General features: G+C 69.3%; 17 protein-coding genes and 2 tRNA genes. 13 read left to right on the plus strand and 6 right to left on the minus strand.

Annotated features, from left to right (window positions below; genetic code table 11):
• Positions 1-14 precede the first annotated feature (14 nt).
• The 9 genes from PGB34_RS02960 to PGB34_RS03000 all read left to right on the plus strand — a co-directional run bounded on the left by PGB34_RS02960 (position 15) and on the right by PGB34_RS03000 (position 7,373).
• A complete protein-coding gene (locus tag PGB34_RS02960; protein ID WP_271426574.1) occupies positions 15-1,136 on the plus strand; it encodes an FAD-dependent oxidoreductase in 1,122 nt (373 codons plus the stop codon).
• A complete protein-coding gene (gene thiS, locus PGB34_RS02965) occupies positions 1,133-1,330 on the plus strand; it encodes a sulfur carrier protein ThiS (protein WP_271426575.1) in 198 nt (65 codons plus the stop codon). Before PGB34_RS02960 ends, thiS begins: the two co-directional genes overlap by 4 nt.
• Positions 1,331-1,348: 18 nt before the next feature.
• The gene (locus PGB34_RS02970; protein ID WP_271426576.1) at positions 1,349-2,170 is read left to right on the plus strand and encodes a thiazole synthase; all 822 of its coding nucleotides are present in this window, start codon (positions 1,349-1,351) and stop codon (positions 2,168-2,170) included.
• 8 nt (positions 2,171-2,178) lie between these two features.
• Entirely contained in the window at positions 2,179-3,099 is a 921-nt protein-coding gene (gene thiE, locus PGB34_RS02975; protein ID WP_271426577.1) for a thiamine phosphate synthase, read from the plus strand.
• Positions 3,100-3,208: 109 nt separating this feature from the next.
• Positions 3,209-3,284 (plus strand) — tRNA-Asn (locus PGB34_RS02980).
• A gap of 99 nt (positions 3,285-3,383) precedes the next feature.
• Positions 3,384-3,459 (plus strand) — tRNA-Asn (locus PGB34_RS02985).
• 230 nt (positions 3,460-3,689) lie between these two features.
• A complete protein-coding gene (locus PGB34_RS02990) occupies positions 3,690-5,255 on the plus strand; it encodes a class I adenylate-forming enzyme family protein (RefSeq protein WP_271426578.1) in 1,566 nt (521 codons plus the stop codon).
• A gap of 62 nt (positions 5,256-5,317) precedes the next feature.
• Positions 5,318-6,514 carry a lipid-transfer protein gene (locus PGB34_RS02995; RefSeq protein ID WP_271426579.1) on the plus strand — a complete coding sequence of 399 codons (1,197 nt, stop codon included), beginning with the start codon at positions 5,318-5,320 and terminating at the stop codon, positions 6,512-6,514.
• 22 nt (positions 6,515-6,536) lie between these two features.
• Positions 6,537-7,373, plus strand: a complete 837-nt coding sequence (locus PGB34_RS03000) for an SDR family NAD(P)-dependent oxidoreductase (protein WP_271426893.1) — start codon at positions 6,537-6,539, stop codon at positions 7,371-7,373.
• Between the two features lie 48 nt (positions 7,374-7,421).
• On the opposite strand, the gene PGB34_RS03005 is transcribed toward PGB34_RS03000, so the two are convergent.
• On the minus strand, positions 7,422-10,103 hold the full coding sequence (locus PGB34_RS03005) for a LuxR C-terminal-related transcriptional regulator (RefSeq protein WP_271426580.1): 2,682 nt from the start codon (positions 10,101-10,103) through the stop codon (positions 7,422-7,424).
• A gap of 213 nt (positions 10,104-10,316) precedes the next feature.
• Here PGB34_RS03005 and PGB34_RS03010 point away from each other — a divergent pair, with 213 nt between their 5' ends.
• On the plus strand, positions 10,317-10,799 hold the full coding sequence (locus PGB34_RS03010) for a MaoC family dehydratase (protein ID WP_271426581.1): 483 nt from the start codon (positions 10,317-10,319) through the stop codon (positions 10,797-10,799).
• A 55-nt stretch (positions 10,800-10,854) separates the two neighbouring features.
• Positions 10,855-11,841 carry a Bug family tripartite tricarboxylate transporter substrate binding protein gene (locus PGB34_RS03015; protein ID WP_271426582.1) on the plus strand — a complete coding sequence of 329 codons (987 nt, stop codon included), beginning with the start codon at positions 10,855-10,857 and terminating at the stop codon, positions 11,839-11,841.
• Positions 11,842-11,880: 39 nt separating this feature from the next.
• Here the strand turns inward: PGB34_RS03015 and PGB34_RS03020 are convergent, their stop codons facing one another.
• The 3 genes from PGB34_RS03020 to PGB34_RS03030 all read right to left on the minus strand — a co-directional run bounded on the left by PGB34_RS03020 (position 11,881) and on the right by PGB34_RS03030 (position 14,253).
• Positions 11,881-12,318 carry an RcnB family protein gene (locus PGB34_RS03020; RefSeq protein WP_271426583.1) on the minus strand — a complete coding sequence of 146 codons (438 nt, stop codon included), beginning with the start codon at positions 12,316-12,318 and terminating at the stop codon, positions 11,881-11,883.
• Between the two features lie 140 nt (positions 12,319-12,458).
• On the minus strand, positions 12,459-12,863 hold the full coding sequence (locus PGB34_RS03025) for a BLUF domain-containing protein (protein ID WP_271426584.1): 405 nt from the start codon (positions 12,861-12,863) through the stop codon (positions 12,459-12,461).
• 166 nt (positions 12,864-13,029) lie between these two features.
• Positions 13,030-14,253, minus strand: a complete 1,224-nt coding sequence (locus PGB34_RS03030; RefSeq protein ID WP_271426585.1) for a YihY family inner membrane protein — start codon at positions 14,251-14,253, stop codon at positions 13,030-13,032.
• Between the two features lie 91 nt (positions 14,254-14,344).
• Here PGB34_RS03030 and PGB34_RS03035 point away from each other — a divergent pair, with 91 nt between their 5' ends.
• Entirely contained in the window at positions 14,345-14,737 is a 393-nt protein-coding gene (locus PGB34_RS03035; protein WP_271426586.1) for a DUF2069 domain-containing protein, read from the plus strand.
• Here PGB34_RS03035 and PGB34_RS03040 read toward each other — a convergent pair.
• Positions 14,724-15,671 (minus strand): LysR family transcriptional regulator, encoded by a 948-nt coding sequence (locus PGB34_RS03040; RefSeq protein ID WP_271426587.1) that lies wholly within the window; start codon positions 15,669-15,671, stop codon positions 14,724-14,726. The genes PGB34_RS03035 and PGB34_RS03040 overlap by 14 nt on opposite strands.
• A gap of 84 nt (positions 15,672-15,755) precedes the next feature.
• On the opposite strand from PGB34_RS03040, the gene PGB34_RS03045 reads away from it, so the two are divergent.
• On the plus strand, positions 15,756-17,207 hold the full coding sequence (locus tag PGB34_RS03045) for an FAD-binding oxidoreductase (protein ID WP_271426588.1): 1,452 nt from the start codon (positions 15,756-15,758) through the stop codon (positions 17,205-17,207).
• 30 nt (positions 17,208-17,237) lie between these two features.
• On the opposite strand, the gene PGB34_RS03050 is transcribed toward PGB34_RS03045, so the two are convergent.
• Positions 17,238-17,726: a glycine zipper domain-containing protein gene (locus PGB34_RS03050; protein WP_271426589.1), complete on the minus strand. Its 489-nt coding sequence runs from the start codon at positions 17,724-17,726 to the stop codon at positions 17,238-17,240.
• Between the last annotated feature and the right edge of the window lie 23 nt (positions 17,727-17,749).

The following is a 17,749-nucleotide window of genomic DNA, read 5'->3' on the forward strand; positions in this document are numbered from 1 at the left end:
GTCATCGTCTGGTCATGTTGAGTTCCCCTTCCCTTCCCTTCCACACCGCGCGCATTCTTGGCGGCGGACTGATCGGCCGCCTGCTGGCGCTGCAGCTCGCGCGCGCAGGCTGCCAAGTGGAGCTGTTCGAAGCCCAGGGCCCCGACGCCCAGGGCGCCGCCGCGCGCGTGGCCGCCGCCATGCTGGCGCCGCTGGCCGAATCGGCCATCGCGCCGCTGCCCGTGGTGCGCATGGGCCAGTATGGCCTGGAGCGCTGGCCCGAGCTGCTGGCGCAACTCGATGCGCCCGTGTTCTTCCAGCGCGAAGGCACCCTGCTGCTGTGGCACCGGCAGGACGCCACCGAGGCCGCGCGCTTCACGCAGACGCTGGCGCGCACGCAGGCGGCCGAGCCCACGCTGCCTGCCATGCAGGCGCTTCATGGTGAGGCCGTGACGGCGCTGGAGCCTTCGCTGGAGCGGCGCTTTGCACGCGGCGTGCTGCTGCCCGGCGAGGGCCAGTTGGACAACCGCGCGCTGCTGGCCGCGCTGCACAGCACGCTGGCCGCCATGCCCAACGTGCAGCTGCACTGGCACAGCCCGCGCGCGCCCGAGGACTTCGCGCTGCCCGCCGAGGGCGAGCGCCTCATCGACTGCCGCGGCCTGGGCGCCCGCGCGCACTGGCCCGCAAGCCATGCGCTGCGCGGCGTGCGCGGCGAGGTGGCGCGCGTGCATGCGCCCGAAGTCACGCTCACGCGGCCCACGCGGCTGGTGCATCCGCGCTACCCGATCTACATCGCGCCCAAGCCCGATCATCTCTTCGTCATCGGCGCGACAGAGATTGAAAGCGACGACCTCTCGCCGCCCAGCGTGCGCTCCACGCTGGAGCTGCTGAGCGCGGCCTATGCCGTGCACCCCGGCTTTGCCGAGGCGCGCATCCTCGAGATCGCCACGCAAAGCCGCCCCACCCTGCCCGACAACCTGCCCGCACTGCGCTGGCTGGCGCCGCGCATGCTGCAGGTCAATGGCCTGTACCGCCACGGCTTCATGATCTCGCCGGCCATGCTGGACGCCACGCTGGAACAGCTGGCCGCGCCGCGAGCCGGCACCCGCACGCCGTTGGCCGAACGATTCAACCTGAACCTCTTCACGCCCGAATGAACATCCAGATCAATGGCCAGCCCCACCAGATCGCCGAAGGCGCGACGGTGGCCGACGCCGTGACCCTGCTGGCCGCCCAGCCGCCCTATGCCGCCGCCGTCAACCGCGAGTTCGTGCCGCGCAGCCAGCATGCCGCGCACCTGCTGCACGAAGGCGATCAAGTCGAAATCATCCGCCCAGTGACCGGAGGCTGAACCATGAGCCAGTCCCCCATGAACACCCCCCAAGACGACGCACTGGTCCTGTACGGCCAGCGTTTCGAAAGCCGCCTGCTGCTGGGCACCGCGCGCTACCCTTCGCCCGACGTGCTCGAAGCCGCCGTCAGGCGCGCACGCCCGGCCATGCTCACCGCCTCGGTGCGCCGCCAGGGCGCCGCGACCGGCAGCGCGAACGGCGAGCAGGAAGGCGGCCAGGGCTTCTGGGAACTGCTGCGCCGCCTGGACGTGCCCGTGCTGCCCAACACGGCGGGCTGCCACGGCATCCAGGAAGCGATCACCACCGCACAGATGGCGCGCGAGTTGTTCGACACGCCCTGGATCAAGCTCGAACTGATCGGCGACGACTACACGCTGCAGCCCGACACGCTGAACCTGGTCGAAGCCGCAGACCGGCTGATCCGCGACGGCTTCCAGGTGCTGCCCTACTGCACCGAAGACCTGGTGCTGTGCCAGCGCCTGGTCGACGTGGGCTGCCAGGCCGTCATGCCCTGGGCCGCGCCCATCGGCACCGGCCGCGGCCCCGTCAATCCCTATGCGCTGCAGGTGCTGCGCGAACGGCTTGATGTGCCCCTGCTCGTCGATGCCGGCCTGGGCCTGCCCTCGCATGCCTGCCAGGTGATGGAGTGGGGCTATGACGGCGTGCTGCTGAACACCGCCGTGGCCCTGGCGCAGGACCCGGTGGCCATGGCCGGCGCCTTCTCAGACGCCGTGCAGGCCGGCCGCGCCGCGCGACTGGCTGGCGCCATGCAGGCGCAGGACAGCGCCCAACCCAGCACGCCGGTGCTGGGCACGCCCTTCTGGCACCACGCGCAATGAGTTCCACCATGACGCAGAACGCTTCCGACATCGCACGGGCGATCCTGGCTGCGCACAGCGCGCGCTTCGACGGCCACCCCGCCGCCGCCTTCGACGGCTTCAGCAGCGACGCGCCGGTCTACCGCGGCGCGCGCGAAGCCTGCGCTCGGCTGGGCTTCATCGCCATCGACAGCGAGTGCGTGGCCCGCGCGTGGCAGGCACAGACCGAACGGCTGGGCCACTTCGATGCCGCGCAATGGCCTGCCGATCCGCGCGACTTCGGCCTGGGCAGCTTCCCACCCGCCGCGCGCGCCAACAGCTTCCCGCCCTGCCCCATCGCACTGGGCCTGTACGCCGTGCTGCCCGACGCGGCCTGGGTGGGCCGCATGGCGCGCGCCGGCGTGCCCACGGTGCAGCTGCGCTTCAAGTCCGACGACCCGGCTGCGATCGCGCGTGAAGTGCAGGCCGCCGTTGAAGCGGTGCGCGGCACGTCGGCGCTGCTGTTCATCAACGACCACTGGCAGCTGGCCATCGAGGCCGGCGCCTATGGCGTTCACCTGGGCCAGGAAGACCTGGACGCGCTGACGCCGGCCGAAGTACAGCAGTTGCGCGCTTCCGGCCTGCGCCTGGGCGTGAGCACCCATGGCTATGCCGAGATGGTGCGCGCCGATGCCGTGAGCCCGAGCTACCTTGCGCTGGGCGCCGTGTTCCCCACCACGCTCAAGAAGATGGCCACTGCGCCGCAAGGCCTGGCGCGCCTGCACGGCTACGCCGACCTGATGCGCGGCTATCCGCTGGTGGCCATTGGCGGCATCGACATGGATCGCCTGCCGCAGGCGCTGGCAGCCGGCGTGGGCAGCATCGCGGTGGTGCGCGCCATCGTGGGCGCCGACGATCCCGAGGGTGCTGCGCGCGCCCTGATGGCGCGCATGCAGCAGGGCATGCGCTGAAGCTGGGAGGGCCGCGGTCTGCAGATGCGCAGCGCCGCGACACTTTTTGCAACTGCAGGAAGCGAATCTTCCGGAGCCCCGCAAAGATTGGCTATACTAGCGGGCTTATTCCCCGATAGCTCAGTCGGTAGAGCGCCGGACTGTTAATCCGTAGGTCCCTGGTTCGAGCCCAGGTCGGGGAGCCAAACACAAGAAGTGCTGCCAGCTCATCACAGCAGGCAGCCCGCAAGAAGCCCGTCGGATGCGAATCCACGCGGGCTTTTTGATGACCAACCGACATCCATTCCCCGATAGCTCAGTCGGTAGAGCGCCGGACTGTTAATCCGTAGGTCCCTGGTTCGAGCCCAGGTCGGGGAGCCAAGGTCAAAGACCCAGCGGCAACGCGAGTTGCGCGGGCGCATTGAAAGCCAAGACGTTCGCGAAGAACGGCTTGGCTTTTTTCTTTGGCGCGGCCTCGATGCCATGCATGCTGGCGCGATCGGCAATCCGCCAGAGCCCCCCCCGGTTCGGGGGGTGCTCTTTTGCGGGCCCTGCGTAGCATCCTGGCGAAGCAACTTGCGTCCGGAAACGTCCCCGGCGTTGCCGCTGCCATGTCAAACGCCCTTCCGATCCCATCCTCTTCCCCTTTCTGTGCAGTGGCCGACCTCGTGCGCGACCAGGCGCGCGAGCGGCCCGACTCGGTGGCCCTGGTCTGCGGGCTGCAGCGCAGCACCTACGCGCAACTGGATGCGCTGGTGGAGCGGATCGCACTGGGGCTGCAGCGTGAGGGGCTGCGAGCCGGGGACATCGTCGCAATCTGCGCGGCCACCTCTATCCCCTATGTGGCAGCCTTCCTCGCCACCGTGCGTGCGGGGCTGGTGGTGGCGCCCCTGCCACCGACGACTACGCCCGAATCGCTGGCGGCGATGGTGCAGGACGGCCCGGCTCGTCTGGTCTTTGCCGACGAAAGCACGCTGGCGCTGATCCGCGATGCCGGGCTCTCCGACCTGTGCATCCAGCTCGGTGAAGGCATCGGCAGCCTTGGCGCCTGGCTGCCTGCGGCAGACGCTCGCGCGAGGCCCGTGACCATTGAAGCCCAGTGGCCCTTCAACATCATCTACTCGTCGGGCACCACGGGAGCGCCCAAGGGGATCGTGCAATCGCACGAGCGAAGGGCGAGCCAGGTTGCGCGCCGGCAACTGCTGGGCTTCACGGCCGACGCTGTGACGCTGCTGGCGACCCCGCTGTATTCCAACACCACGCTGGTGGCGCTCTTTCCTGCGCTGGCGGGCGGCGGCACCGTGGTGCTGATGCCCAAGTTCGATGCGTCCCGCTACCTGGAGTTGGCGCAAGACGAAGGCGCCACGCACACCATGCTGGTGCCAGTGCAGTACCAGCGCATCCTCGCCGAGCCGCACTTCGATGTCTTCGACCTCAGCCGCTTCCGGATGAAGCTCTGCGCGGGCGCTCCGTTCTCTGCGCAGCTCAAGCGCGACGCCATCCAGCGCTGGCCCGGCGGCCTGCTGGAGTTCTACGGCACCACCGAAGGGGGCGGCAGCTGTACGCTCGAAGCGCATCGCCACCCCGACAAGCTGCACACCGTGGGCCGGCCAGCCGGCGGCAGCGAGTTCCACATCATCGACGAACACGACCAGATCCTGCCTGCGGGCGAGCCGGGCGAGATCGTCGGCAGGTCCGACACCATGATGGAGGGCTATCACGGCCACGCGGGCAAGGAGGGGCTCGACTGGTTCGATGCGCAAGGCCGACGGTTCCTGCGCAGTGGCGACATCGGCTACTTCGATGCAGATGGCTTTCTGGTGCTGGTGGACCGCAAGAAGGACATGATCATCAGCGGCGGTTTCAACGTCTATCCGAGCGACCTCGAGCTGCAACTGCGCCGCCATCCGCAGGTGCAGGATGCCGCCGTGGTGGGCGTGCCGTCCGATCGCTGGGGTGAGACGCCCGTGGCCTTCGTGGTGCCGCCTGCGGGCGCGCGGCCCGATGCGCACGAGATCCTGAAGTGGTGCAACACACAGCTGGGCAAGACGCAGCGCCTGGCCGATCTGCAACTGGTGGCACAGCTTCCGCGCAGCCCGGTCGGTAAGGTGCTCAAGCGCGAACTGCGTGCCATGTACGTCGGTGCCACGGCCGCGCCCCCCCGACCAGGGTGGTGATTCGCGGGCCGCTGCACGACAAGATCAGGCTCAGACCCACACCCTCTGCGAGCCTTGAATCCATGAGCCAGAAGACCTTCATTGCCGGCGTCGGCATGATCCCGTTCACGAAGCCGGGCGCAAGCCTGAGCTATGTGGAGATGGGCGCCCAGGCCGTGCGCCGCGCCCTTGACGATGCCGGCCTCGCCTACGACCAGGTCCAGTCCGCCTACGCCGGCTATGTCTACGGCGACTCCACCTGCGGTCAGACCGTGCTGTACGAAGTGGGGCGCACCGGCGTCCCCATCTTCAACGTCAACAACAACTGTTCGTCGGGCTCCACGGCCCTCTTCCTGGCCCGCACGGCGGTCGAGCTGGGCCAGGTGGACTGCGCGCTCGCCGTGGGGTTCGAGCAGATGCAGCCAGGCGCCCTGCAATCGCACTGGGACGACAGGCCCCAGACGCGCGAGCGCTTCCACCCCGTCTGGCAGACGCTGACGGCGGACGCGCAAGGCGTGCCGCGCGCCGTGCGCTGCTTTGCCGGCGCCGGGCGCGAGCACATGCGCAAGTATGGAACGAAGCTCGAGACCTTCGCGGCGATCCGGGCCAAGGCCAGCCGCCATGCCGCCAACAATCCGCTCGCGATGTTCCGCACCGTGCTGACGGTGGACGATGTCATGAACGATAAGGCGATCTGGCCGGGCGTGGCAACGCGCCTCATGGCCTGCCCGCCAACCTGCGGCGCGGCCGCGGCGATCGTGGTCTCGGAGCGATTCGCTCGCCGCCACGGCCTTCGCACCGACGTCCAGGTGCTCGCGCAGTCCATGACCACCGACGTGGTGGAGTCCTTCGATCCGCCTTCGATGATCGGCTACGTGGGCTTCCACATGTCGCGCGCTGCGGCGCAAGCGGTCTATGAACACAGCGGCGTGGATCCGAAGGATGTTCGCGTGTGCGAGTTGCACGATTGCTTCGCGCACAACGAACTGCTCACCTACGAAGCCATCGGCCTGTGCCAGGAAGGACAGGCCGAGCGCTTCGTGCTCGATGGCGACAACACCTACGGCGGCCAGTGCGTCACCAATCCGTCGGGCGGCCTGCTGTCCAAGGGCCATCCCCTGGGCGCGACCGGGCTCGCACAGTGCTACGAGCTCACGCACCAGCTGCGCGGCAGCGCCGAGGCACGCCAGGTCCAGAAGGTCGATATCGCCTTGCAGCACAACCTGGGGCTGGGCGGCGCCTGCGTGGTGACGCTCTACGGCCGCGCGGACACACATTGACGCCATGCACACACAGACCAACATGCATCGAAGCCTTGAATCCAAAGTGGCCATCGTGACCGGCGCCGGCCGTGGCATCGGCCGCGCCGTGGCGCTCAAGCTGGCCAGCGCCGGCGCAGCCGTGGTCGTGAACGATCTCGACGAGGCGCCTGCAAACGAGGTGGTCGCCGAGATCGAAGGCACAGGCGCACGGGCCATGGCCTGCGCAGGCAACGTGGCCGCACCCGACTTCGGCACGCGCGTGGTGGCTGCCACGCTCGAGCGCTTCGGTGCCATCGACATCATCATCAACAACGCCGGCTACACCTGGGACAACGTGATCCAGAAGATGAGCGACGAGCAGTTCGAGGCCATGCTGGCCTGCCACCTGAGTGCGCCCTTTCGCCTGCTCCGCGCGGCGCAGCCCTACCTGCGCAGCGCCAGCAGCGCCGAGCAGGCGCAGGGCCGCGAGATCTTTCGCAAGGTCGTGAATGTCTCGTCGGTCTCGGGCACCGGCGGCAATGCGGGGCAGGTCAACTACTCGGCTGCCAAGGCGGGCGTCATCGGCCTGACCAAAGCAATGGCCAAGGAGTGGGGACGCATGAAGGTCAACGTCAATTGCGTGGCGTTCGGCGCGATCGAAACGCGGCTGACCCAGCGCGTGCCCCAGGGTGAGCGCGCCCTCGTCAACATCGACGGCAACGAGGTGCGCGTGGGCATTCCGGCCGAGCGCGCAACACTGGCTGAGCGCGAGATCCCGCTGGGGCGCCTCGGAACGCCTGAAGAGGCCGCCGGCGCGATCTATCTTTTCTGCCTGCCCGAATCCGACTACATCAGCGGGCAGACCCTCATCTGCGGCGGCGGCCGCGGCGGCTTCTGAGCCCCGATTTCCGGAGCACGGCACCGCGTTGAACAGCAGCGGCGACGTTCAGCGCTGCAGGTCGCGCGCCCGCGCGACTGCGGCGTCCCGCGCGCTGACGCCCAGCTTGAGATAGATGTTCTTGAGATGCCACTTCACCGTCTCGGGCGAGAGGCCCAGAACCCGCGCGATCTTCTTGTTGGGCAATGCCTGGGCCAGCAGGCCGAGGATCTCCAGCTCACGCTCCTTGAGCGGCTCCAGCGGCTCGCGCTGCGCCGCCGGCGCCTGCGCAACGCCGTGCAGCGCGCGCTGGCGGCCCGCCACGTCCAGCAGGCGCTGCGCGTAGAACGCCAGCACCGGCTCCAGCGTGCCTGACTCCACCAGCCCGTGCAGCGCGGCCGGCACGCGGCGCGAGACGTCCAGCAAGGTGTGAACCAGCCCCAGACGATGGCCCAGGCGCAGCGCGTCGATCAGCATCGGGACGGCCTCGGCCTCGTTGCCGAGGTTTCGCTCCACCAGCGCAAGCTGCGCCAGAAGCGCCGCCGCAGGCCGAAGCCGACCCGCGGCCTGAAAGCGCTGCAACAGCGCGCGCAGCCCATCGGCGGCAGGCGCCAGTTCGCCGCGATTGAGGTGCACGGCGATCTGTGCCCGTTCGGCCAGGCGCATGATCTCCTGCGAGACCGAATCCTCCTGGCCGCGGCGTCTGGCTGCCAGCTCGTCCAGCTTGCACAGGGCTTCCGACACCGCGAGCATCTCACCGCGTTGCTGCTGCAGGCGCACGCGCAGGCACAGCGCGTGCGCCTGCAGCCGGGGCAGTTCGCGCCGCGCGGCATGGTCTTCCAGCCGATCGAGCTGAGCCAGCGCTTCGAGCCGCCGGCCGCACAGCCAGTGCGCGCTGGCCAGGACCAGGGCAGCACGCAGGATGGCTTCGGGAATGCCCGCATGCTCGATCAGGTCCATGCGCGAGTCCAGCAGGGCACATGCGGCGTCCAGCTCGTCCATTTCATACAGCACGTCGCCCAGAAGTGCCGCGGCAAGCTGGGACAGCTGCACGCCCGCGGGGCCGTCGCATTCGGCGTCGAGCACCTGCCGGTACAGGTGTTCCGCATCGCCCATGCGGCCCTCCAGCGTGTGAAGCAGCCCTTCAAGACACATGCCGGTCAGGCGAGCCACCGGTCCATCGTGCTGCGCATGGCGCCGCCCCAGCACCTCGCGCGCAAGCGCGTACTCGCCTCGCGCCAAATGCGTCCAGGCCGTCAGATTCGCGCGGGTGGAGCGCAAGAGCGCGTCGGCGCCCGCGGGAAGCGACTCCAGGCAGCCCAGCGCGCGCGCAGCAGCATCGACATCGTCGCGATGCAGCGCGGTGGCGCAGTGCAGCAAATCCAGTTCGGCGCGTTGCAAGGGCGTCAGCGGCTCTCCCGCCAGCGCAGCCAGGCCGGCATCCAGCGCGGCGAACTCGCGCGAATTCAGATGCACATGGGCCTGCGCAAGACGCAGGCCCACATGCCGCTGCAGCAATTGCACCGGCAGCCGCCGCAGCAGAGATTTGATCAGCGCGAATTCCCCCCGCTCCAGCAGTTCGCGCGAACAGTCCGAAAGCATCGCGACGGCGGCCTCGGCCTCGCCGGCCAGGACGGCGTGATGCACGGCTTCCGAGACGATCTGATGGACCGCGAACCAGCGCCAGGCGCGACGATGCAGCGAGGGCAGGGTTTCGCCCTCGCCGCCTTCGATCCTGGCTTGCAGGACTTCGCGCAGCAGCGGGTGCAGCCGCCACCAGACATGCTGGCCGCGCTCCTGCTCCTGGGCGATGAAGAGGCTGTCGCGCTCCAGCGCCGCCAGGCGCTGCTCGATCTGCGCTGGGCTGCGCGCGCCGTCCAGCAACGCGGCGCCCAGATCGGCGCAGACGCGATGACAGATGGCGACGCGGGTGAGCAGCTCGACGTCGGCCGCAGACAGGTGTTCGAGCACATGCTGCTCAAAGTAGGCCGCAAAACTTCCTGCATCCCTCAGCGGCATCTCGGGCAACGGCGTGGCTGGCTCCTTGTAGTGCAGGCACAGCAATTGAAGCCCTGCGATCCAGCCATCGGTGCGCTTGTGCAGGCGCATGGCCTCCTGCTGCGCAAGCGCGCCCAGCCGGCTCTGCACAAACTGCTGCGACTCCGCCAGCGAAAAGCGAAGGTCGGGCCAGGAGAAATCGACCGCCATCTGGCGTTGCCGCAGTCGGGCGACCGCCGTGCCCAGCGGATGCTGCGGGGCTTCGCGGCAGGCCAGCACCAAGTGGAACGCGGACGGCGCATAGTCCAGCAGCCAGGTGAGCGCCTGCAAGGTGGGCGCCGTCGTGAGCAGATGGACGTCGTCGATCATCAGGACCAGTTCGCCGCTGCGGGCTGCCAGGCCCTGGGCCAGCGCGATCATGCAGTGCTCCACCGCATCGGCATCGCGCGGCCCTTCGCCAGCCAGCAGCGCTGCGGGCCGGACCAAGGCCGGGTCCAGGCCACCCAGGCTTGCGATCAGTCCCTGCAGGAAGGTGTCGAGATCGCCGTCCTCCTGTGACAGCGACAGCCAGGCGACCTCGAAGCCGTGCGTCAGCAGTTGCCCGCGCATGGCCAGCAGCAGTGATGTCTTGCCACTGCCGGGTGGCCCCTGAAGAACGATGCAGCGCTTGCGACGCGCGTCCATCAGCCGATTCACCAGCGAGGTGCGGGGCACCATGCCCGAGGCAAGGCGGGGAGCGAGCGTGCGTGTCATGGACGGCGCATCGCAGACCGTGACGACAAAGGCGTGAAAGGCGCGCGATCACCGTGACGCAAGAGCATGATTTCATGATACCGGCGGGCTTCGCCGCTGCATCGTCGATGGAGCACACCACCCGTTGCGGGGGGCGCCCGCAGCAGCCGCCGACCCCAGAATGCGCTGGCCCATTCATGCAATGGCATGCAGAGGCATTCACCAAGGACTGCAATGAAGATGATGGACAGGGCGCTCTATTGGGATGATCTGGCGCCAGGCCTGCGGCACCGCTCCGGCGGCCGCACGATCACCGAGACCGACCTCGTGAATTTCGTCAATGCGAGCTGGTTGACCGAAGGTCTGTTCACGAGCGTGGACGACGCCGAGCGCGCCCACAGTGCGCTGTCGGGCCGGGTGGTGCCCGGCGCGCTCGTCTATGCCTATGCCGAGGGCCTGGCCAAACGCACGATGGAAGGCATCGGGCTGGCCTTTCTGGAAGCCACGCTGGTGATGAAGGCGCCCACGCGCGTGGGCGATACCCTCCATGTGGAGTGCGAAGTCATTGAGCGAAGACTGACTTCCAAGCCCGGGCGCGCAATCCTGCGATCGCGCATCGACGTGCTCAACCAGGAAGGGACGACGGTGCTGAGCTATACCGCCGTCCGCCTGGTCCGTGCGCCCGCGGAGGAAGCCGCGCCGGCGGCTGCGGCCTGATCGAGCGCCCGCAGCGGCGCAGGCTCTAGACCCAAGAATGAACGGAGACAACCCGATGCACCATGGCCTTACCCGCCGCAGCCTCACCGGCCTGCTGGCCTCGTCAGCGCTGGCCTGCGCGCTGCCTGTGCGCGCCCATAGCTATCCGTCCCGAAGTCTGCGCATGGTGCTGCCGGTGGGCACTGGCGGCGGCGGTGACACCTTGGGCCGCGTGATCGCCGAGCAGCTCTCGACGCAGATCAGGCAGCCGGTGATCGTGGAGAACAAGCCTGGCGCCGATGGCCTCATCGCCATGCAGTCGCTGTTGTCGGCACCGGCCGACGGCTACACCATGCTGCTGATCGGCCCTCAGCCCATGGTCTTCAACCCGTTGCTGCGCACCAACCTGCCCTACACGCCCACCGACCTGGTTCCGGTGATCGGTGTTTCCCGCGCATGGACCGTGCTGGTCGCGGCTGCGAACTCGAGATTCAGCACGCTGGCTGACCTGCAGACGGCCATGCGCAAGGAACCCGAGGCCGTGTCACTGGGCACCTCGGGCCTGTCCTACCAGGTCGGCGCCACGCTGCTGGGCACGAAGATGGGCGGCAGGTTCCGCCACGTCAGCTACAGGAGCTTTCCGCAGATCCTGAACGATCTGAACGTGGGTGTGCTGGACCTTGCGCTGGTCGACACCACGCCGGTCGTGCCGCTGGCCGCGGCAGGCAAGCTGCGGGTGCTGGCCAGCGCATCGAAGGAGCGCGAGCCCGTCCTTGCAGACGTTCCCACCGTGCGCGAAAGCGGCATCGATTTCGATTTCGCGCTCTGGACGGCATTGGCCGTGCGCGCCGGCACCCCGGGCGAGATCGTGCGCAGCCTGGAGGCCGAGCTGCGCAAGACGCTGACAGGCAACGCCTTGCGCGACTTCGCGCAGCGGCTGGGCACCACCCGGCTGTCGCCTGTGAGCGGCAGCGAGATCGATGCCGAAGTGGCCAGCGGCCTGGCGCGATTCAAGGATCCTGTGGCGGAGATCGCCGCCCAGATCGGCGTCGAGAAGCGCTGAGGCACCCCGGCCAAAGCCGGGGCGACCTGCTGACCTGGCTCAGTTGTTGGCCAGGATCAGCGAGGTGATCACACCCGTGGCCAGCGCGACCAGCGCGAAGTCCGAAGAACCGACCTGCACCCACTGCTGGCCCTGCGGCGGCGCGGAGAGGTGGTAGGCGCGCCAGTCGTTGACCCGGTGCTGGTGGCCGCGCCACTCGGCCGGCAGGCGCTGGCCGCGGTAGAACTGCGGCTGCGGGCCGTAGGCACGATAGTCGCGATAGTCACGGCGGTCGTAGCGGTCATGACGGTCGCCATGGTCATGGCGCTCGTAGCGGCGCTCGGGAGCGTGGCCACGCCATGCCTCATGACGCTGCGAGTAGCCGGGATGGTCGTCCCGGTCGCGTCCGTCGCGATGGCCGTGCTGGGCATGGGCGCCGACGGAGGCCAGACCCAGGGTGGCAGCCAGTGCGGCGGCGGTGAGCTTCGAGAGTTTCATGTGCGTGTTCCCCTTTTCGTTGAACGACGCCTCGATCTTGTGCCCCGAATGTTGCGCTCGCGCCTGTGCGGCGCAGCGATGTGCAAAGTCGCGTGAAGGGCTGGTGAAGAGGGGTGTCCAGTTGCGAGGGGCGGGCCCGTTCAAGGGGCAGGGCGCACGCGCTCGGACACTTCCACGCAGAACTGCCAGACGTCGCCGCGGATCACCTCGCCGCCGGCCAGCAGGTTCTGGATGCGCTCGCTCCAGGCCGGGTCCGAGATGTGGGCCAGGGGCATGTCGGCGAACAGGCGGTTCTCGCGCCTGTAGTCGTGCACCACGCGCACATTGCTCAGGTGGCGGGACAGGGACACAAAAGCCATGAAGCGGTCCACGGCCGGGGCCGGGCCTTCGACGATGTGGAAGATGGCGGCACCGTCTTCGACGAGCGCACCGGTGATGCACTGCGCCAGCGCGGTCTGCCGGGCGGCCGGCACGAAGTCCGCAGCGGGCCATCGCCCCCATTTGCTGCGGGCCACGTAGACCACCATCTTCACGAACTCGGCCATGCCGCCATCCTTCTTTTTCTGCGCTTGTGCGCGCGCATCATCGACCGGTTGCGCGGACTCCGCGCGTCGCTCAAAAGTGTAAGAGCATGCAGCCCCGGCAGACACGCAGGAAGCGCGCCAGAGCACACGCCGGATGGCGCCGCAAGGCGGCGGCAGCGCCTGCGGATCAGCGTGGCGCCGGCGCCGGACCCAGCACGTCCGCCACGCGCAGATCGGCCAGCGCCCCGCCCTGCCAGAGTGCCTGCACCGAAGGTTCGCGCGGCAGCATCAACGCCTGCGCCAGCGGGGCCAGCGCCGTGCGCTCGGGGTCGATCAGCAGCACATGCCGCGGCGAATCGCTCAGCGGGTCGTCGGCCACTTCCACGGCCCAGTCCAGCGTGGCCAGGGTCTTGAGCACGGGCGCCAGCTGCAGCACGCCCACGCGCAGGCGCTGGGCCAGCTCGGGCACCGTCAGGCCGCGGCGCGGGCCTTCGCGCGCGGCGCACAGCTGCTGCAGCACTTCCACGGCCAGCTGCATGTTCCAGCCCGGCGCGCCGCCGGGGCGGGCCACGCCGGTCAGCAGGCTGGGCAGGTAGGCGGCCATCACGGCGCCCAGCAGCACGATGACCCATGCCACGTAGATCCAGATCAGCAGGATGGGCACCGTGGCGAAAGCCCCGTACATCACCGAATAGGTGGGCACCGAGCCCAGGTACAGGCCCAGCACGCGCTTGGCCAGCGCGATGGCCACGGCCACGAACAGCCCCCCGGCCCAGGCATGCGACCAGCGCACGCGCGTGTTGGGCACATAGTGATAGAGCGCCGCCACGCCGCCGGCCAGCAGCAGGAATTCGAGGCTGTCGAAGACCGGCCGCAGCAAGCCGCCGCCGTCGCCCACCACCCCGCGCGAGGCGGCGAAGACCCAGGCCGTGGTGGACAGGCTCAGCGCCAGCAGCAGCGGGCCCAGCGTCATCACGGCCCAGTAGACCAGCACGCGCTGGCCCAGCGGGCGCGGCGCGCTCACGCGCCAGATGCTGTTGAGCGTCTTGTCGATGGTCAGGATCAGCGCGATGGCCGTGGCCAGCAGCACCACCAGGCCGGCCACGCCCAGGCTGCTGGCTGCGCTGGCGAACTGGTTGAGGTAGCCCAGCACCTGGCGCGCGATGTTGGGCGGGATCAGACTCTGGACCAGCCAGCGCTCCAGGCCCTGCTGCAGATCGGCAAAGATGGGGAAAACCGTGAACAGCGCCAGCGCCACCGTGAAGAAGGGCACCAGCGCCATGGTGGTGGTGAAGGTGAGGCTGCTGGCCGTCAGGCCCAGGCGGTCTTCGCGGAAGCGTTCGCCCAACACCATCGCGGTGTTGCGCCACGGAAAGCGGCTCAGGTCCTGCCACAGTTGCTGGCGATTCATGCTCGGTATGATGCCACCCGCCTGGCCCACCCCTGGCCCAGCCCGGCGCAACGCCTGTTCGCAGCGCGCCCTCCGTGCATTTCTCCGCTCCGTGAACCCAGCCCCTTCCCAGCCCCCCGTGATCGTCGACGCCACACGCTGGCTGGCCGTGGGCAGCCTGCTGGGCCTGATCGTGCTGGGGCTGGCCTGGGAGCTGTGGCTGGCGCCCCTGCGCCCCGGCGGCTCCTGGCTCGCGCTCAAGGTGCTGCCGCTCACGATCCCGCTGGCGGGCCTGCTCAAGCACCGCATGTACACCTACCGCTGGGTCAGCCTGCTGGTGTGGCTGTACTTCACCGAAGGCGTGGTGCGCGCCTGGAGCGACACACTGGCCCTGAGCCGTGCTCTGGCCGGCCTGGAAATCGTGCTGTGCCTGCTGCTGTTCGTCGCCTGCGCGGCCCATGTGCGGCTGCGGCTGCGCGCGGCCGGCAGGCTCAATCCTCGCTGAGCACGAAGCCCTGGCCGGGCTGCTGAGCCACGCGGCGCGCCTGTCGCACGATGGCTTCCTGGTACAGCGCCGCCGCCGCCGAGAGCGAGCGCCGCGGGTTGCGCAGCACCACAATGCGCCGTGCCAGCGCAGGCTCGGCCAGCAGCTTGAAGCTCAGCCCCTGAAAACCAGGGCTTTGCGCCACCAGAGCGGGCACCAGCCCCAGGCCCAGCCCGGCGCGGATCGCCTGCTGCATCAGCGGCGGGTTCGACACGCGCAGCGCGGGCTCGCGCACGGCCACGGGCAGGCTGGCCTGCGCGCCCAGCAGCTCGCTGATGGCGGTGTCGCCCGTCAGCCCCACGAACACCTGCGTGGCCAGGTCGGCCCCCACCAGCCGGCGCTTGCGCAGCACCGGGTGGCCGGCCGGCGCCACCACGCCCAGGCGGTCGCTGAACAGCGGCAGCGCGTCCAGGTGCTGGGCCTGCGAATGCCAGCCGCCCACGCCGAAATCCACTTCGCCATCACGCACGCAACGCACGATCACGCCGCCGCTTTCCTCGCGCAGCACCACGCGGATGCCCGGGTGCGCTGCGCGCAGCGCGGGCAGGCAGGGCAGCACCACCGCGGCCAGCACCGAGGGCGCCGCGGCCAGCGTGAGCACGCCTTCGCGCAGCGACGCCAGCTCGTCCATGCGGCGCAGGCCGTGCTGAACCGAGCCCAGCGCCAGCCGCACGTCCTCGAGCAGCAGCCCGCCGGCCTGCGTGAGACCGCTGGTGCGCGTGGTGCGCTCCAGCAGGCGCACGCCGGCCGCTTCTTCCAACTGGCGGATCAGGCCCGACAGGGCCGACTGGGTGATGAACAGCTCGCGCGCGGCCGGCGCGAAGGCGCCATGCCGCGCCACGGCCTCGAAGGCGCGCAGCTGGCGCATGCTGACTTTGTTCGCAAGATCAAACATAACTCTTCGAATTATCAGGATTGGCAAACACAATGCCAGCGCTTAACCTTGGCCCTCCCCTTCCCCGTTTGTCCTGTTCCCTCGATGACCCACGCCGCCCCTGCAGACTTTCTCGCTTCCCTCCAGGCCATCGTCGGCCCCACCCATGTGCTGACCGGCGGCGACCTCGCGTCGTACGAGCAGGACTGGCGCAAGCGCGCACGCGGCAAGGCGCTGGCCGTGGTGCGGCCGGCCAATACGGCCGAGGTGGCCGCGGTGGTCAAGGCCTGCGCGGCCGCGGGCGTCACGCTGGTCCCGCAGGGCGGCAACACCAGCATGGCCGTGGGCGCCATTCCCGACAGCAGCGGCCAGCAGGTGGTGCTGAGCCTGACGCGGCTCAACGCCATCCGCGAGATCGATGGCGCCAACCTGACCATGACCGTGGAAGCAGGCTGTGTGCTGCAGGTGCTGCAGGAGGCCGCCGACAAGGCCGGCTACCTGTTCCCGCTGAGCCTGGCAGCCGAAGGCAGCTGCACCATCGGCGGCAACCTGGCCACCAATGCCGGCGGCACGCAGGTGGTGCGCTACGGCAATGCGCGCGAGCTGTGCCTGGGCCTTGAAGTGGTCACGGCCCAGGGCGAGGTGTGGTCGGGCCTTTCAGGGCTGCGCAAGGACAACACGGGCTACGACCTGCGCGACCTTTTCGTGGGCAGCGAAGGCACGCTGGGCATCATCACGGCCGCCACGGTCAAGCTGTACCCGCGCCCGGCCGTGCAACTGACGGCCTGGGCCGCCGTGCCCAGCTTCGATGCGGCGGTGGAGTTGCTGGGCCTGGCGCACCAGCACCTGGGTTCGGGGCTCACGGGCTTCGAGGTCATGGGCCGCTTCGCGCTGAGCCTGGTCGACAAGCACATGCCGCAACTGCGCGTGCCCTTCATCGACAACCCCGAGGTGCCCTACAGCGTGCTGCTGGAGAACTCCGACAACGAGTCCGAGGAACACGCACGCTCGCGCTTCGAGGCGCTGCTGGAGACCGCCTTCGAGGCCGGCTGCGTGAGCGATGCCGTGGTGGCCGAGAGCTTGGCCCAGGCGCATGAGCTGTGGCACATCCGCGAGAGCATCTCGCTGGCGCAGGCCGAGGAAGGGCTGAACATCAAGCACGACATCTCGGTGCCGGTTTCCCGCATCCCGGCCTTCTGCGCCGAAACCGACGTGCTGCTGCAGCAGCGCCTGCCCGGCGTGCGCCTGGTCAACTTCGGCCACCTGGGCGACGGCAACCTGCACTACAACGTGCAGGTGCCGGTCGACGGCGACCCCAAGGCCTTCCTGCGCGAGCGCGAGGAGGAAGTGAACACGCTGGTCTACGACCAGGTGGAGAAGTTCGGCGGCTCCTTCTCGGCCGAGCACGGCATCGGCGAGCTCAAGGTGCACAAGCTCGAGAAGCACAAGTCGCCCGTGGCGCTGGGCATGATGCGCGCCATCAAGGGCGCGCTGGACCCGCAGGGCCTCATGAACCCGGGGCGCGTGCTGCGCGCGCAGGCGGCGCAGGGCCACTGAGGCCGCAGGCCGCCGCGCCCCCTGCCGGGCTTACAGCCCGTCCCGATCCGAATCGCCTGGCACCGCCCGTTCGACGCGGTCGCTCAGACGCTGCCAGGCATCGCGCGAGGCGGGCCTGGCACGGTCCCAGTCCAGCGTCGAGCGGCCGCGCACGCCGCTCCAGTCGCGGCCCAGGTCCGCGTCCAGGTCCTCGAAGCTGCGGCCCTGTCCCTGGTACTTGGCGTACGAGTTCACGCCGTGGCTGTAGGCCGGGCCGTAGTCGTCATAGCTGGCGCCGCTGGCATAGGAGCGGCTCGAGAAGTTGTCTCGCCAGTAGGAGTCTTCCTCGGCCGGATCCACCTTGGCCATGCTCTTGCCGGCCATCGCGCCCATGACCGCGCCTGCCGCCGCACCCACGGCTGCGCCCACGGGGCCCGTCATGCCGCCCACGGCCGCGCCCGCTGCAGCGCCGCCTGCCACACCGCCGGCCACGCCACCTACGGCGGCGCCCAGGCCGGTTGCCTTCTTGTCGTCAGTCATCGCTATCTCCTAGGGTTGGGGTT

Source organism: Xenophilus arseniciresistens, assembly GCF_028023875.1.
Classification (GTDB): domain Bacteria; phylum Pseudomonadota; class Gammaproteobacteria; order Burkholderiales; family Burkholderiaceae_C; genus Xenophilus; species Xenophilus arseniciresistens.